A 14,817-nucleotide genomic window follows, 5' to 3' on the forward strand; every position below is an offset into this window, starting at 1 on the left:
GCATGGGAGTGATGCTGCGCTGCCAACGCTATTGCGGATGCCCGCCCGTCCGAATAGGTTCAAGTAGAAGTTTGTGCCGTGCGCAATTCCGCGGCGGTGGGGAGGTCTTCATGAAGAAATTGTACCTGGTTACGGCGGTGGCTGCGGCCGCGCTGGCCGTCTCCGGATGTGGGGGCAAGGGGGGCAAGCTCGACAAGGGGCAGGTGGTCGCCAGCGTCGACGGCGAGGAAATCACCGTCTTCGAGCTCAACGCCGAGCTGCAGGCTTCGCAGGTCCCCCCGGGCACGGATCGCAAGGTAGCCGAGCAGATGGCGCTGCAGCGCATCATCGAGCGCAAGATTCTCGCCAAGGTCGCCCGCGAGCAGAAGCTCGACAAGACGCCGGCCTTCCTCATCCAGGAACGGCGCGCCGACGAGCTGATCCTCACCACGATGCTGCGCGACAAGATCGCCAGCGGCATCGCCCAGCCGACCGATACCGAAATCGAGAAGTATCAGGCCGCGCATCCGGATCGGTTCGCCCAGCGCAAGGTCTACACGATCGATCAGGTGGTGTTCCCGCCGCCCAGCTCGGCCGAGAAGCTGAAGCAGTTCGCGCCGCTCAAGACGATCGACCAGCTCGTGGCCAAGCTTTCGGCGGACGGCGTCCAGTTCCGCCGCGCGCCGAGCCAGATCGACACGGCCGCGCTGCCGCCGGAGATCGCCGGCAAGATCGCCGCGCTGCCGCCGCAGGAAATGTTCATCCTGCCGAGCCAGCAGGGGCTGACCGCGAACGTGATCACCGCCACCACCGTGCAGCCGCTGCCGGCGGACCAGGCGCGCAACCTGGCGCTCAATGCGCTGCGCAGCGAGCGGTTCAGCAAGGCGGCCGACGCCCAGCTGAACGACCGTCTGAAGAAGGCGCGGGAAACCGTGAAGTACCAGCCGGGCTACAGTGCGCCGCCGCAGCTCCAGGGCAACGCGCCGAAGCCGGCCGCGCCGGGCGCCGCTGCGCCCGCGGCGGGGAACGCGAACTGAGCGAGGGCCGGGCCGCGATCGCGCGGCCCGGCTTTCAGTTTCGGGCGCCGCGTCCCGCATAGCCCGACCACCAAGCGGGCCGCTGGCGGAGCACCGCGCCCCAGCCCTGGCCCAGCTGCCGCAAGCGCTCCGCATCGTGCGGCTTGAGTCGCGCGAGCAGCGGCGACACCCAGGCGAACTTGGCGGCGGTGAGCCACATCGCGCACCCCGTGACCCACGCTCCCAGCGGGCTGAAATGCTTGCGGGCATAATGCATGCGCCCGGTGGTGAGGTAGAGCAGCCGGCTGGCCGACATCGACTGGCCGCTGCCGGTATTGTGGATGACGCCGACCCCGGGATCGACCAGCACGACATCGCCGCGCGCCCGGATCCGCTCGAACAGGTCGATCTCTTCCGCGTACAGGAAGAAGCTTTCGTCGAACCCGCCGATCGCCCGCCAGACATCGGCGCGGACCATCATGAAGCCGCCGTTCAGCACCTCGACCGGACCGGGCTCGGTCGCCCCCGCCGGCAGCCCGCCGCGGCGCAGCGACCGGCTGTCGATCACCGAGACGAGAAAATCGGTGGGCGTGGGAAGCGCCATGAAATTGGCGGCGTCCAGCGCACCTTCCGGCGAATAGGAGCGCCCGCCCCAGGCCGCCGCCTGCGGATGCTGCTTCGAAAAGGCGACCAGCCGGTCGACCGCGCCGGGAACCGGGGCGGCGTCGGGGTTGAGCAGCAGCAGTCGCGGTGCGACCGCCTGCGCCGCCAGCCGGTTATTGCCGGCGCCGAACCCGATATTGCCTTCGCTCGGGACGATCCGGACGTCGGGGAAGTGGGTGCGGGCAAAGGCTTCGCTCGATCCGTCGCCATTGTCGATCAGCAGGATCTCGTGGGGAGTCGTCGCGGCCGCTGTGGCGATGCTCGAGAAGCATTCGGCCAGGAACGGCGCGGAATTATAGGCCACCACCAGGATGCTGACCTCGGGCGCAGGGCGTTCGAGCATGGCGGTTGCATAGCCACGCTGCAGTGCGGCGTCGAGTAAAAGCACGCGTTTTCACACGCTTCGGCCGCGAACGCGAAACAGGGTCAAGGGAAAATTTACCGGATCCTTTCGGCCAATGTTGAACCAATACCGATATTTACCTGGTGCTGGGATCAACGTTCGACGGGGGTCGAACTAGTACGAGTGCAAACATGCCGGATATCATCGTCAAGAATCAGGCCGAACTGGACGCTGCCCTGAAGGCGGCGAAAGGCGGCGAGACCATCAAGCTTGCCGCGGGGACCTATTCGAGCGTCACCCTTACCAGCAAGAACTTCACGTCCAACGTGACGATCACCTCGCTGGACCAGAACAACAAGGCGAACATCTCGCAGTTCACGATCTACTCGTCGAGCAACGTGACGCTCAAGGATCTGATCGCGCAGACCGATTTCAAGCCGACCGACGACAACAGCCGGCTCGACAATATCGGCACGTCGACCAACGTCACCCTCGACAATGTGACGGTGAGCGGTGGTACCGGGGATCCTTCCTTGTCGAAGGGGTGGGGACTGTTCGTGCGCGATTCGTCGAACGTGGTCATCAAGAACTCGTCGTTCGATCACTTCGGCGTCGGCCTCGTGGCGCAGAACGACGACGGCATGAAGATCCTCAACAGCAGCTTCCACGAAAATCGCCGCGACCACACCAATTTCACGGAAATGAGCAATCTGCTCATCGACGGCAGCAGCTTCACCGGCCTGTACCCGGTCGGCGGCGAGCATCCCGACGCGATCCAGTTCTTCACGGCCAAGAAGGTCAAGGGGAACAGCAACATCACCATCTCGAACAACGTCATCATGCAGGGTGCCGGCAAGGGGAACCAGGGCATCTTCATGAACGACGAGGACGGGAATCTCCCGTATACCAACATCAACATCAACAATAACCTGATCTACGAAAACGGCTATTATCACGGCATCAACGTCACGCACGGCCAGAACGTCAACGTCACGGGCAACACCGTGGTTTCCCAGCCCGACGGGATCGATCTGTGGATTCGCCTGGACCAGGTGAACGGCGGCACGGTTGCAAACAATGTCACCGATCGCGTCATCACCGACACGGCCACCAACATGACGATGGGGAAGAATTACGCCATCAACAACGACCCGGCGACGATGCGCAAGCTGCTGGGGCTCAACGCCGGCAGCGCGGCGCGTCTCGCGGATCTGGTCATTCCGGGCATCGGCTACCAGCCGCCGGTCGGCAGCGCGGCGGCGGCGCTGGTCTCGTCGGACCTGGCGAGCGCCAAGGCCGCCAATCCGTCGCTGCTGCTCGACCTGAGCTTCAACGGCAAGGGCCTGGTCGACGACTCGCGCTGGGCTTCCACCGCCACGTCCAAGGCGATCGACCTGACCGCGGTGACCGGCAAGAGCTTCCACATCGTGAACGGCACGGGCATGGAGCTGACCCGCGACGGCACGCGCCAGATCTACTCGCTGTCGGCCTTCTCGCTGAGCTTCGACTTCAAGCGCGACTCGTCGACCTCGCGGGCGGGGCAGATCCTCGGCATCTTCCGCAGCTGGGGCGTTTCGTTGCTGGCAAGCGGGGAGCTGAGCTTCTCGATGACGAACTCGGCGGGGCAGAGCTATACGGTCACCACCAAGGGTGCGGGTCTGACGGACACGGCGAATCACAAGATCGCCCTGACCTATGACAGCAGCCGCAGCCAGGCGATCCTCTATGTCGACGGCGTGGTCCGCGGCACCGGCACGGTGAAGGGAACGACGCAGCCGGTGCTCTCCGCCGGCCTGTATATCGGTGGGCAGTTCACCGATACCGCCAGCGGCACGATCGGCGACATCGAACTCCGCGACGGCGCGCTGAGTGCCGCCCAGGTCGTGTCGCTGGGCGTGGCGAGCAGCACGACGGCGGCGGACACCGTGAAGTACGGCCTCACCAAGGGGCTGGCCGCCACGGCGACCTCGCTGCTCACCACCGGCGGCAGCTCGGCCGTCCAGCAGCCGCTTGCGCCCGCCGCCACGCTGGCCACCACCAGCACGCTGACCACGGCGACGGCGCAGGTCTCGCAGCTCCAGACGGTTCTCGCCAATACGGTGGCGGCCGGCACCGGCACGTTCGGCACCAGCGGCTTCGGGGCGCTGCTGTCGGGCCGAAGTGCCGCGCTCGATCTCTACCATGTCTGACGAGCGGCGGTAATCAGGGTGACGGGCCGGCGCCCTGGCGTCCGGCCCGCATCCATTTGCGCGGTGCGTCATATATCTTGCAAATCATGGGGCGCTGACCCAAACGGACCACGGTAATGCGGGCCGTATGGCGACGCGTATCTTTACGGCTGGCAGTTGCGCTCGAGGAGTTGTCGATGAAGACCGCGGCAAGTTTGAGGAGCGGCCTTCCCCGGTGGCGGCGTGGACGTGGAAGCGGACATAAGCGGGGATGGCGGCGTCCGGCCTGGCTGCAGGCGCTGCTGCGCAAGCGCGTCGACGTTCTGCCCCTCTATCAGCCGCAGCGTGCCGGCTGGGTCATCGCGGCCCGCCGATTGACCCTGCTCGTCTTCCTCGTCTTCGCCGCTGCCTTCTACGGCATCGCGGCGGCGATCCTTCCGCCGAGCTTGCTCGGCATGATGGCGGCGCCGCTCGGCCTCGTCGCGCTCGCGGTCATCTGGGCGCTGCCCGAGGCGCGCAGGGCGCCGACCGAGGCGCTCACCCGGCTTTTCTCCATCTTCCTCGGCGCGCTGTTGCTGTGGCCCAACTATATCGCGGTCTCGGTCGCCGGCCTGCCCTGGATTTCGGTGCGCCGCGTCGTGGCGGCGGCGATCTTCCTGCTGCTGCTGATTTGCCTGTCGATATCGCGCCAGTACCGCGCGGAAACCAAGGAAATCCTGAAGGCGAGCCGGCCGGCGTCGACGCTCTTCCTCGCCTTCCTCGTCGCGCAGGTCTTGGCCTCGATCTTGTCGGTCTCGCCCTTTTCCGATCTGCCGCGCCTGCTTGCCAGCACCTACACCGTCACGCCGATGTTCTTCGTCGCGCTCTGGGTGCTGGGAACCGGCAAGCGGTCGATCGATTGGTGGATGAACTGGCTGCTCGTCTATGTCTCGGTCCTGATGGTGATCGGCGTGTTCGAGTATCGCGCCCAGCATGTGCTGTGGGCCTATTCGATCCCCAGCTGGCTCCATGTCGACGACGACATATTGAAGCAGGTCCTCACGCCGAATTTCCGCGATACCTATCGCGTGGTGACGACGTTCACCGTGTCGCTGGTGTGGGGCGAGCTGGTCGCGCTGATGATGCCGCTCGCCCTGCACCGCATCGTCAATGCCAAGGGCGTGGGCGGCCTGGCGGCGTGGATCCTGTTCGATCTGGCGCTTTGGGTGTCGGCCGTGTTGAGCGGCGCGCGCCTGGCGGTGGTCGGCGGGATCACCGCGCACGTCGTCTATCTGCTGCTCTGGGCGCTGCGGCGCTGGCGGACCGACCGCGGCGGCCTGATCGGCCTCTCCGCGACGATGATCTATCCCGCCTTCATGGTGGTGTTCATCGGCGCCATCGCGTTCGTGCCGGCGGTGCATAACCGCGTGCTGGGCGGCGGTGCCACGCAGCTGAGCAATCAGGGCCGCCAGGAACAGTGGGCGCTGGGCATCCCGGCGATCGCGAAGCGCCCGCTGCTCGGCTATGGCCCGGGTGAGGGCGCCGGCGCGGTGGGCTGGCGGACCCAGGGCGGGTTCCTGTCGATCGACAGCGGCTATCTGTCGACCGCGGCGGACTATGGCGTGATCGGGTTCTTCACCTTCTTCGGTGGCGTGGTCGCGCTGGTGCTGATGCTGTCCTATCAGGGCATCTTTTCTCGCGTGTCCGGCTACCCGCCCGAACTCGCCTTCGCGGCGGTCTACGTGACCTTCCTGACCTCGCGATCGGTGCTGTCGCAGGGCGACAACGAGTCGCTCTACTGGATGCTGTTCGGGATCGGGGTGGCGCTCGTCTATCTGGGCAAGCGGGCCAAGGCGGCCGAGGCCGCGGACGCCGCGGCATAACGCCGGCGTCCGCGAGGCGCTGCGGCGGCACTTGGCCGCGCGGCGCCGGTCGGGCAGGGCTCAGGCCGGCTTCTTGCGCTCGATGAAGCGGTCGCACAGGCTGCGGTAGACGTCGTCGAGCGTCTCCGGCGTCGCCGCCGCGAGCTCCTTGGCGCTTTCCCAGCCGACCCGCGCGCCGCGCAGCACGTCCTTGCCGAAATCGTCGGTCGCGGCGAGCCGGTACAGCATCAGCTTGTACTGGGCATAGCGGGCGAACTGCTGGTACGCTTTGCTGCTCTTCGGCATCACGCTGCAGCAGACATAGGCGTAGTTGGCGATGTGGCAGAAGCCGTAGTTGAAGCCCGCCGCGCGCTTCGACGGGAAGAAATTGTGATAGATCGGCGCCTCGACCGCGGCGACGAGCAGCTTGCCGTCGCGCTGGATGCGCAGCCCGATGTCCATGTCCTCGTGGAGGCCATAGCCGATGCCGTAGCCGAGCACGTCGTTGAAGCGCAGGGTCTTGGCCACCTCGGTGCGCAGCGTCATCAGATAGCCGCCCATGGTCTCGGTGGCGACGAAGCGCTTGCCGTCGATGAAGGAAGGGAAGGGACCCTGCGCCTTCCACTGCTCGCGCGCGAAGGTGGTGAACGGCTTGGGCGCGATATAGGCCTCGGCCTTGTTGCGATAGGGCTGGATCAGCTCCTTGAAGGCGCGCAGGCCGCTGCGCTTGTAGGCGAGGATCGCTTCGCCCGGTGCGCTGCGCGCATGATGGCCGCTGACGCCGCCGACCCGGCCCTCGGTATCCAGCCGGTAGGCGGTCAGGATCTCTTCCGCCGAGTGCTGGTAGAACATCGAATCGTCGTCGGGCATGAAGACGATCTCGTTCTCGACATATTGGATGCCCGTGTTCCGCTGATAGGGCAGGTTCTTCACCGTGCTGGGAACCCAGCGATAGTTGAACCGGTCGCGGTTGATCGCCGGCTCGACGACGGCCTTGATCGCTTCATGATCGTCGCTGGCATCGACGATGATGATGTTGCTCGGCGGCGCGCTCTGCGCCTCCAGGAGGAGCAGCGAGGCCTTGAGGGCCTCCGCGCGGTTCAGCGTCGAGATGACGACGTCGTATTTCATCCGGATCCTCCACTTGCGGCGCCCCACGGCCGCGAACCGTTGTACGAAGCTATACTAGGCGAAACGCGACAGCGCCGGGACAAATCGGCTGAGGCGGCCGGCCAGCCGGGCACGGTCCCCCGCCGGCGCGGCCCACCAGCCGCTCGCGACCAGCGCCAGGGCGATGGCGGCGGAGAGCAGGAACCAGATCGGCACCGAATACCGGTACAGCGAGCCGGCCAGGCAGGCGAGCGTCATGATGCCGGCGCAGACCAGGGTCGGCTTCAGCGTGCGGCCGAGCAGCCCCGCCTGCCAGGTGAGCAGCGCATAATCGAGTATCGAGCGCAGCAGGTAGACCGCCGCGGCGCCCGGAACGCCGGCCCACTTCGCCCCGAAATAGAGGCCGATCAGGAAGGGCGGCAGCTCGGCGGCCTGCACCGCGGCGCTCGCCTGCGGGCGGCCGCTGGCCTGCAGCCCGCTGAACGAGATGATCGCGAGCGCGGTCCACCATGCGCCGAAGAACAGCAACAGCGCCACCGGCGTGGCGGGTCCGCCGATGGTCTTGCCGAGCCACAGGTCGAGGAATGGCGCGGTCAGCAGCAACCCCCCGCCGATCAGCACGGTGAGGCTGCCCATCAGGATCTCGATGCAGCGAACCTGCAGGTTCATCCGCTCCTCGGGCGCCGCGGTAGGCAGTTGCGGAAACAGGGCGCCGGATAGCGCCGCGGGGAGCATCGAGACGCGCTGTGCCAGCTGGAGCGGCGCAGTGTAGATGGTGACGGCCACCGGGCCGAGCAGCGCGCCGATCAGGAAACGGTCGGCCATCGTCAGCACCGTGGCGATTACGCTGGTGAGCGAGGCCCATTGGCCATAGCCGAGCAGCGCCCGGGCCTCCTTGCCGCTGAAGTGCAAGGCGCAGCCGCGCAGGAACTGCACGTAGAGCGCCGGCACCAGCCCCAGCATCGGCAGCGCCCGGCCGACCAGCGCGGCGATCAGCAGCTCGCGCAGGTTGGGCCCCAGCGTCCAGGCGACGATCAGCGGCACCAGCTGGAACAGCAGCGACGAGGCGACCGTCGAGATGTTGACCAGCACGAAGCGCCGCCGCCCGAGCAACGCGCCGTTGAGCACCGCCGAGAACAGCACCACCGGCCAGCAGGACGCGATCACATAGGCGCTTTGCAGCACCTCGATCCGCAGTTCTTCGCTGCTCTTGAAATGGCCGGAGAAGAAATAGTTGATCGCGAACCAGATCAGCGCGAACCCGACGACCGTGATCGGCACGCACAGCGTCATCGCGGTGGCGATGGTCCTGGCGCTCGCCGGGCGGTCCTCGTCGCCGTTGGCGGCGATGCGATATTGGGTGGCGCGGGTCAGCCCGAAGTCGAGAAAGCCGAAGGTGTTGAGGAACAGCCAGCCGATCGCCAGCACGCCGAAGCGGTCGGCGCCGATTGCGTGCAGGTACAGCGGAACGGTGACGATGCCGACCAGGCTTGAAACGATGGCGCCGACGAGGTTCACGGCGGCGTTGCGGCCCAAGCTCATTCAAGACATCCCAGAACATGGCACGGGCGCACCGGCAGCGCACCGCGCGCGCACCCCCTCGCGCATCGACGCCGCACCTTTAGCGGAGCAAGGGGGCAAGTCAAAGACTGTATCCTCCATTTTGTGCGTTGCGGCGAGATATCGGATGCAATTTCCTGCAGTTGCGCGCCCAAGGTCGGATCGTGCCTCCACGCTTCCAGGGGCGTTCCATGTTGCGGCGCGGCAGGGCGGGGGAAACTTTGGGCGGGCGTGTCGCTTTGTGCTTCGTTCGCTCGTCCGCAGCGGTATGATGCCGTGCGGATAGCGGCTTGGGAGTGAAGGAATGAGCGTTGCAATTCTCGCCATGGCGGCGGCCTACACCGTCACGACCCCGGCGCAGCTGAATGCCGCCGTGGCCAGGGCGAAGAGCGGCGACACGATCATCGTGGCACCGGGCGACTATGGCATGGTCCAGTTCGGCAACGCGCAGTTCGACAAGCCGGTGACGATCCGCAGCCAGGATCCCAAGCGGCCGGCGAGGTTCTCGCGCTTCTGGCTGAAGGATCCGCGCAACCTCGTCCTCGAAAATCTCGAATTCACCCGCGTGCGGGGCAGCGAACCCTCCTGGGCCAAGATCGTCGAGATCAGCGGCGGCTCCGACGTGACGATCAAGGGCGGCTCCGTCCATGGCTCGCTCAACGGCTCGCCGGCCGACGACATGAACGGCGTCTACTTCCGGGGTACGCGGCGCATGACGGTCACCGGCGTGACGTTTCGCGAGCTCAACGTCGCGCTGACCTTCGACGACAGTGCCGATGTCGTGATCGACAGCAACAGTTTCAGCTATCTGGGCACGGATTCGATCAACCTCGCCGCCGTCAACGGCGCCAAGGTCGTCAACAACCATTTCTACGATTTCCGCCCGGTGCCGGGCGCGCACCCGGACGCGATCCAGTGCTGGACCCGCAGCAAGACCACCGCGTGCAAGAATGTGACCATCCATCACAATAATTTCGACGGTGCCCCCGGGCACGAGTTCCAGGGCGTGTTCTTCGGCGATGAAGCGAAGATCGGCGGGTACGACAATATCGAGATTACCGACAACGTGTTCACCAGCACGATGTGGCACGCCATCTATATCGGCCCGGGCAACAACATCGTCATCAAGAACAACGTCATTACCGCCGGCCCGACGATGAAGCCGTGGATCCGCACCGAGAGCCCCGCCACGCTGGTCGGCAATTCCGCGCCCACCTATGTGATCGGCGGGGTACAGAAGCCGCCCAAGGGCAACAAGGTCGGCGGCCTCTACAAGAAGTGACCGGCAGCGGATGGGCGCGCCGGCCCTTGCGTCGGCGCGTCCAGCCGCTAAGCGCTGGGGCATGATCAAGCACGCCCTTTCCGTCACGCGCGACGGCGATTTCGCGCAATGGTACCAGACCGTCATCAGCGAAGCCGACATGGCCGAGGATTCGGGCGTGCGCGGCTGCATGGTGATCCGGCCCTGGGGCTATGGCATCTGGGAGCGTATCCAGCGCCTGCTCGACGATCGCATCAAGGCGACCGGGCACGAGAACTGCTATTTCCCGCTGTTCATCCCGCTTTCCTATTTCGAGAAGGAAGCCGAGCATGTCGACGGCTTCGCCAAGGAAATGGCGGTCGTCACCCACCATCGCCTCGTCCAGAAGGACGGCCGGCTGGTGCCCGATCCCGAGGCCAAGCTGGAAGAGCCGCTGGTAGTCCGCCCCACCTCGGAGACGGTGATCGGGGCTGCGATGTCGCGCTGGGTGCAGAGCTGGCGCGACCTGCCGGTGCTGATCAACCAGTGGGCGAACGTCGTCCGCTGGGAAATGCGCACCCGCATGTTCCTGCGCACCGCCGAATTCCTGTGGCAGGAAGGGCATACCGCCCATGCCACGGTGGAAGAGGCGCAGGAAGAAACCCTCAAGATGCTCGAAGTCTATCGCAGCTTCGCCGAGGATTGCCTGGCGATGCCGGTGGTCGCGGGCGAGAAGCCGGAGAATGAGCGCTTCCCGGGCGCGGTCTCGACCTTCTCGATCGAGGCGATGATGCAGGACGGCAAGGCGCTGCAGGCCGGTACCTCGCACTTCCTCGGCACCACCTTCTCCTCGGCGCAGGACATCAAGTTCCAGAATTCGGAAGGCCAGTTCGAGCTGGCGCAGACGACCAGCTGGGGCGTTTCCACCCGCATGATCGGCGGGCTGATCATGGTGCACGGCGACGATGACGGCCTGCGCGTGCCGCCAATGGTGGCGCCGTGGCAGATCGTGATCGTGCCGATGCTGCGCGACCAGCCCGAGGATGCGGCCACCATCGACTATTGCAAGTCGCTCCAGGCCGAACTGGCCAAGCTCAGCGCGCTGGGCGAGCCGGTGCGCGCACTGCTCGACCTCAAGGCGGTCAAGGCGCAGACCAAGCGCTGGGGCTGGGTGAAGAAGGGCGCGCCGATCGTGATCGAGGTCGGCGGGCGCGACGTCGCCGGCGGCAACGTCTCGGTGATCCAGCGTGACAAGCTCTACCGCGAGGACGGCAAGCTCAATGCGCAGATCCTGCCGCGCGCGGACTTCGTTGCGGAAGCCGCGGCGATCCTCGAGAGCATCCAGCAGAACCTGTATCTCGACGCGCGCGAGCGGCTGGACAGCAACATCCGCCGCGACGTGACCGACTTCGACGCACTGGCCGCGATGTTCGCGGATACGGTCAAGTTCCCCGGCTGGGCCGAGGTCAGCTGGGCCAAGCCGACCGGCGCCGAGCTGGACGCGGTGGTCGAGCGGCTCAAGGCGCTCAAGCTCACCTTCCGCAACGTGCCCGGCGGCGCGGCACCGGCGGAGGGCAGCTGCCTGTTCACCGGCAAGCCGGCGGTCGAGCGCATCCTGGTCGCCCGGGCCTATTGAGCTTCGATCCTCCCCGGAACGGGGAGGGGGACCGCCGCCGGAGGCGGTGGTGGAGGGGGAGCGCAGCAGGCGAGTCCGGTGTGGATGCCCCCCTCCACCATTCGCTTGCGCGAATGGTCCCCCTCCCCGTGCCGGGGAGGATCTTTATTGACCGCGCCGCTGCCACCTGCGACCAGCCTGCTCCCGACAGGGAGGGCAGGCGCATGCGGGTGGTACTGGCGACGCTGGGAACGCTGGGGGACGTGCACCCCTTCATCGCGCTGGCCCTCGGCCTCAAGGCGCGCGGGCATGTGCCCGTGTTCGCCGGCGCGGAGTCGGTGCGGTCGATCGCCGAGCGGCACGGCATCGAATTCCACCCCATCCGCCCCGACGGGCCGCAGCTGATCGCCGATACCGGGATGGACGAGGGGGCGATGGCGCGCGCCATCGCCGAGGACTTCGACTTCATCGTCAACCGCGTGCTGGTGCCCTATGCCGCAGTGACGCTGGCGGACCTGAAGCCGGTGGTGGCGGGGGCGGATCTGGTGATTGCCAGCAGCTTCTCGATCCACGCCCGGATCGCGGCGCAGGCAGCCGGCGTCCGGCTGGCGACCGCGCTGCTCCAGCCGATCACGCTGCTTTCCGCCGAAGATCCGCCGGTGCTGCCCCGCGGCGAAACCGTGCTGGTGACGCTGCGCCGATGGTTCGGGCCGGGGGCCGTGCGTCCGCTGCTGCGCCTTGCCGAGCGGCGCTTCGCCAAGGGACTGAAGCCGTTCGCCCAGCTGCGGGCCGAGGCCGGTGCGCCGCCCTTTGCCGGCAACGAGATGCTCGCCGGGCCGCTGGCGGTGGAACGGGCGGTCGGGCTGTGGTCGCCCGCCTTCGCGCCTGCGCCTGGCGATGCGCCCGCCAGCTTCTGCCAGACCGGCTTCGTCTTCTACGATGGCGGGTTCGCCGGGCAGGGGCTCTCGCCGGCGCTGGAGGCGTTTCTCGACGCGGGGCCGCCGCCGCTCGTCTTCACGCTGGGCAGCATGGCGGTCTATGCCGAAGACGGCTTCTATGCGGCGAGCGCGGAGGTCGCGCGGCGGCTGGGCCGGCGGGCGGTGCTGCTGGTCGGTGACGACATGGTCGGGCAGTTTCGCAGCGTCGATGCCGAGGACGTGATCGTCGTCGGCTATGCGCCGCATTCCCAGCTCTTCCCGCGCGCAGCGGCGGTGATCGGCCATGGCGGCATCGGTACGACCGCGCAGGCGATCCGCGCGGGGGTGCCGCAACTCGTCTGCGCGATCTTCGGCGACCAGTTCGACAATGGCGCGCGGATCGCGCGGGCGGGGCTGGGCGCGGTGCTGCCCAAGCGCCGCTACACCGTGGACCGCGCCGCCGCCGCGATCGACGCGCTGCTGAAGGACGATGCGATTGCCGCCCACGCCCGGCGGGCGGCGATCGCGCTCGCGGCGGAGGACGGTGTCGGCGCGGCGCTCGATGCACTGGGGCTCGCGACCGTCGCGTAAGTCCGGGGCGCTGCGACTCGGGTGCCCCTGCGCGGGCCAGGCCGCTCCGTCCCGCCGGCGATTCGCCCCGCCAAGCACAATGGATGGTTAGCGGGGCAAACGATTCGTCCCGTTCCGCGCCACGCGGGAAAGCTGTGGGGGCGGGAATGATCCTGATTGATAGTAAACCCGCTTTTCATCATTGGCATCCCATCCCATAGTCTCCCAAGAGGGGCTGGTCGGGACGGCCCGATCGAGAAGAGGACGGCTGAGCGGTGACCGCATTATCTCGTTTTCCGCGTTTCTTCGTTACCAGTCCGTCGCCGTGCCCGTATCTTCCCGGTCGCCAGGAACGGAAGATCTTCACCGAACTCTCCGGCCAGCATGCCGGCGAACTCAACGACGCGCTGAGCCGCATCGGCTTTCGCCGCAGCCAGTCGGTCGCGTACCGGCCGAGCTGCGCGGGCTGCACCGCCTGCGTGTCCGTCCGGGTGGTGACCGAAGGCTTCCAGCCCAACGCCACCCAGCGCAAGCTGCTCAAGCGGTACGGCGACCTCGAGGTCACCGCCTGCAAGCCTTGGGCGACCGGCGAGCAGTACGACCTGCTCAAGCGCTATCTCGATTCGCGCCACCCCGGCGGCGGCATGGCGGCGATGGACGAGAGCGACTATGCCGACATGGTCGAGCAGTCGCCGGTCAGTTCCTATGTCGTCGAATATCGCGAGCCGTCGGTGAACGGCGAGCGCGGCCGTCTGGTCGGTGCGTGCATCACCGATCAGCAGGGCGACGGGCTGTCGATGATCTACAGCTATTTCGTCACCGACGACGAGGCGCGGCCGGGGATGGGCAATTTCATCATCCTCGATCACATCCTGCGCGCCCGCGCGGCGGGGCTGCCCTATGTCTATCTCGGCTACTGGGTGAAGGGCAGCGCGCGGATGGCGTACAAGACCCGCTACCGCCCGATCGAGGTGCTGGGCCCCAGCGGCTGGGCGCTGCTCGAGGACGAGGATCTGGTCGGCGCGATGCCGAGCGCGGTGGCCGCGGCCTTCGCCTGACCGGCCGCGCTCGCGCTGCGGACAGGAACGCGCCTACCCGTCGAAAGACAGGGCGATTGCCGGTGAGGCCAAAGGCCAGCGGCGACTAGAAAAGCCATCGTCATTCCTGCGAAGGCGGGAATCCATTGCCTGGTGCGCTGGGGAAAGGAACCTCGGCACCGGCGTCAATGGATCTCCGCCTCCGCGGGGATGACGATGGTTTTGGCGCGGATGGGATGGGGCGGCGGGAAGCCGCGTGCCCTTACTCGGCTTCCGACGGCTTGCTGTTGAGCTGGATATAGTTTTCCAGCCCCATCCGCTCGATCATGTCGAACTGGCGCTCCAGCGTGTCGACATGCTCTTCCTCGCTCTCGAGGATTTTCAGGAACAGGTCGCGGCTGACGAAGTCACGGACGGTTTCGCAATGCTGGATCGCGTCGCGCAGCACGGCGATCGCCTCGACTTCCAGCGCGAGGTCGGCGCGGAGCAGCTCTTCCACCGTCTCGCCGATGCGCAGGCGGCCGAGCAGCTGGAAATTGGGCAGGCCGTCGAGGAACAGGATGCGCTCCGACACCCAGTCGGCGTGCTTCATCTCGTCGATCGATTCGTGGCGCTCGAAATCGGCGAGCTTCTGCACGCCCCAGTGATCGAGCATGCGATAGTGCAGCCAATACTGGTTGATCGCGGTCAGCTCGTTCTTGAGGACCTCGTTGAGATAGTCGAGGACCTTGGCGTCGCCCTTCATGTAATCATCCCTT

General features: G+C 66.7%; 11 protein-coding genes. 7 read left to right on the forward strand and 4 right to left on the reverse strand.

Annotated features, from left to right (window positions below):
• Window positions 1-110: 110 nt before the first annotated feature.
• Window positions 111-1,016 (forward strand): EpsD family peptidyl-prolyl cis-trans isomerase, encoded by a 906-nt coding sequence (locus tag QZ814_RS05370; RefSeq protein WP_294330054.1) that lies wholly within the window; start codon window positions 111-113, stop codon window positions 1,014-1,016.
• A gap of 34 nt (window positions 1,017-1,050) precedes the next feature.
• Here QZ814_RS05370 and QZ814_RS05375 read toward each other — a convergent pair whose 3' ends face one another.
• Window positions 1,051-2,001, reverse strand: coding sequence for a glycosyltransferase family 2 protein (locus QZ814_RS05375; RefSeq protein ID WP_294330055.1), 951 nt, complete (start codon window positions 1,999-2,001; stop codon window positions 1,051-1,053).
• Between the two features lie 191 nt (window positions 2,002-2,192).
• Between QZ814_RS05375 and QZ814_RS05380 the strand changes: the two genes are divergently transcribed.
• Together QZ814_RS05380 and QZ814_RS05385 are read left to right on the forward strand one after the other, a co-directional pair.
• Complete coding sequence (locus tag QZ814_RS05380) at window positions 2,193-4,190, forward strand: right-handed parallel beta-helix repeat-containing protein (protein WP_294330056.1); 1,998 nt, start codon at window positions 2,193-2,195, stop codon at window positions 4,188-4,190.
• 353 nt (window positions 4,191-4,543) lie between these two features.
• Window positions 4,544-6,031, forward strand: a complete 1,488-nt coding sequence (locus QZ814_RS05385) for an O-antigen ligase family protein (RefSeq protein ID WP_294330057.1) — start codon at window positions 4,544-4,546, stop codon at window positions 6,029-6,031.
• A gap of 60 nt (window positions 6,032-6,091) precedes the next feature.
• On the opposite strand, the gene QZ814_RS05390 is transcribed toward QZ814_RS05385, so the two are convergent.
• Entirely contained in the window at window positions 6,092-7,141 is a 1,050-nt protein-coding gene (locus QZ814_RS05390; RefSeq protein ID WP_294330058.1) for a glycosyltransferase family A protein, read from the reverse strand.
• A 54-nt stretch (window positions 7,142-7,195) separates the two neighbouring features.
• A complete protein-coding gene (locus QZ814_RS05395) occupies window positions 7,196-8,662 on the reverse strand; it encodes an oligosaccharide flippase family protein (protein WP_294330059.1) in 1,467 nt (488 codons plus the stop codon).
• A 322-nt stretch (window positions 8,663-8,984) separates the two neighbouring features.
• Here QZ814_RS05395 and QZ814_RS05400 point away from each other — a divergent pair, with 322 nt between their 5' ends.
• From QZ814_RS05400 to QZ814_RS05415, 4 genes are all read left to right on the forward strand, one after another.
• Window positions 8,985-9,962 (forward strand): right-handed parallel beta-helix repeat-containing protein, encoded by a 978-nt coding sequence (locus QZ814_RS05400; RefSeq protein WP_294330060.1) that lies wholly within the window; start codon window positions 8,985-8,987, stop codon window positions 9,960-9,962.
• 61 nt (window positions 9,963-10,023) lie between these two features.
• Window positions 10,024-11,556, forward strand: coding sequence for an aminoacyl--tRNA ligase-related protein (locus QZ814_RS05405; protein WP_294330061.1), 1,533 nt, complete (start codon window positions 10,024-10,026; stop codon window positions 11,554-11,556).
• Between the two features lie 203 nt (window positions 11,557-11,759).
• On the forward strand, window positions 11,760-13,043 hold the full coding sequence (locus tag QZ814_RS05410) for a glycosyltransferase (RefSeq protein ID WP_294330062.1): 1,284 nt from the start codon (window positions 11,760-11,762) through the stop codon (window positions 13,041-13,043).
• A 254-nt stretch (window positions 13,044-13,297) separates the two neighbouring features.
• Window positions 13,298-14,080, forward strand: coding sequence for an arginyltransferase (locus QZ814_RS05415; RefSeq protein WP_294330063.1), 783 nt, complete (start codon window positions 13,298-13,300; stop codon window positions 14,078-14,080).
• A gap of 241 nt (window positions 14,081-14,321) precedes the next feature.
• On the opposite strand, the gene bfr is transcribed toward QZ814_RS05415, so the two are convergent.
• Window positions 14,322-14,804, reverse strand: a complete 483-nt coding sequence (gene bfr / locus QZ814_RS05420) for a bacterioferritin (RefSeq protein WP_294330064.1) — start codon at window positions 14,802-14,804, stop codon at window positions 14,322-14,324.
• Window positions 14,805-14,817: the final 13 nt, after the last annotated feature.

This window comes from uncultured Sphingomonas sp. (assembly GCF_913777625.1).
Lineage (GTDB): Bacteria > Pseudomonadota > Alphaproteobacteria > Sphingomonadales > Sphingomonadaceae > Sphingomonas.

What these genes read in the sequence shown, in the direction of transcription:
- QZ814_RS05390 (WP_294330058.1), bottom strand. Translation starts at nt 7,141, where the DNA reads ATGAAATACGACGTCGTCATCTCGACGCTGAACCGCGCGGAGGCCCTC.
- QZ814_RS05410 (WP_294330062.1), top strand. Translation starts at nt 11,760, where the DNA reads ATGCGGGTGGTACTGGCGACGCTGGGAACGCTGGGGGACGTGCACCCC.
- QZ814_RS05375 (WP_294330055.1), bottom strand. Translation starts at nt 2,001, where the DNA reads ATGCTCGAACGCCCTGCGCCCGAGGTCAGCATCCTGGTGGTGGCCTAT.
- QZ814_RS05380 (WP_294330056.1), top strand. Translation starts at nt 2,193, where the DNA reads ATGCCGGATATCATCGTCAAGAATCAGGCCGAACTGGACGCTGCCCTG.
- QZ814_RS05400 (WP_294330060.1), top strand. Translation starts at nt 8,985, where the DNA reads ATGAGCGTTGCAATTCTCGCCATGGCGGCGGCCTACACCGTCACGACC.
- bfr (WP_294330064.1), bottom strand. Translation starts at nt 14,804, where the DNA reads ATGAAGGGCGACGCCAAGGTCCTCGACTATCTCAACGAGGTCCTCAAG.
- QZ814_RS05395 (WP_294330059.1), bottom strand. Translation starts at nt 8,662, where the DNA reads ATGAGCTTGGGCCGCAACGCCGCCGTGAACCTCGTCGGCGCCATCGTT.
- QZ814_RS05370 (WP_294330054.1), top strand. Translation starts at nt 111, where the DNA reads ATGAAGAAATTGTACCTGGTTACGGCGGTGGCTGCGGCCGCGCTGGCC.
- QZ814_RS05405 (WP_294330061.1), top strand. Translation starts at nt 10,024, where the DNA reads ATGATCAAGCACGCCCTTTCCGTCACGCGCGACGGCGATTTCGCGCAA.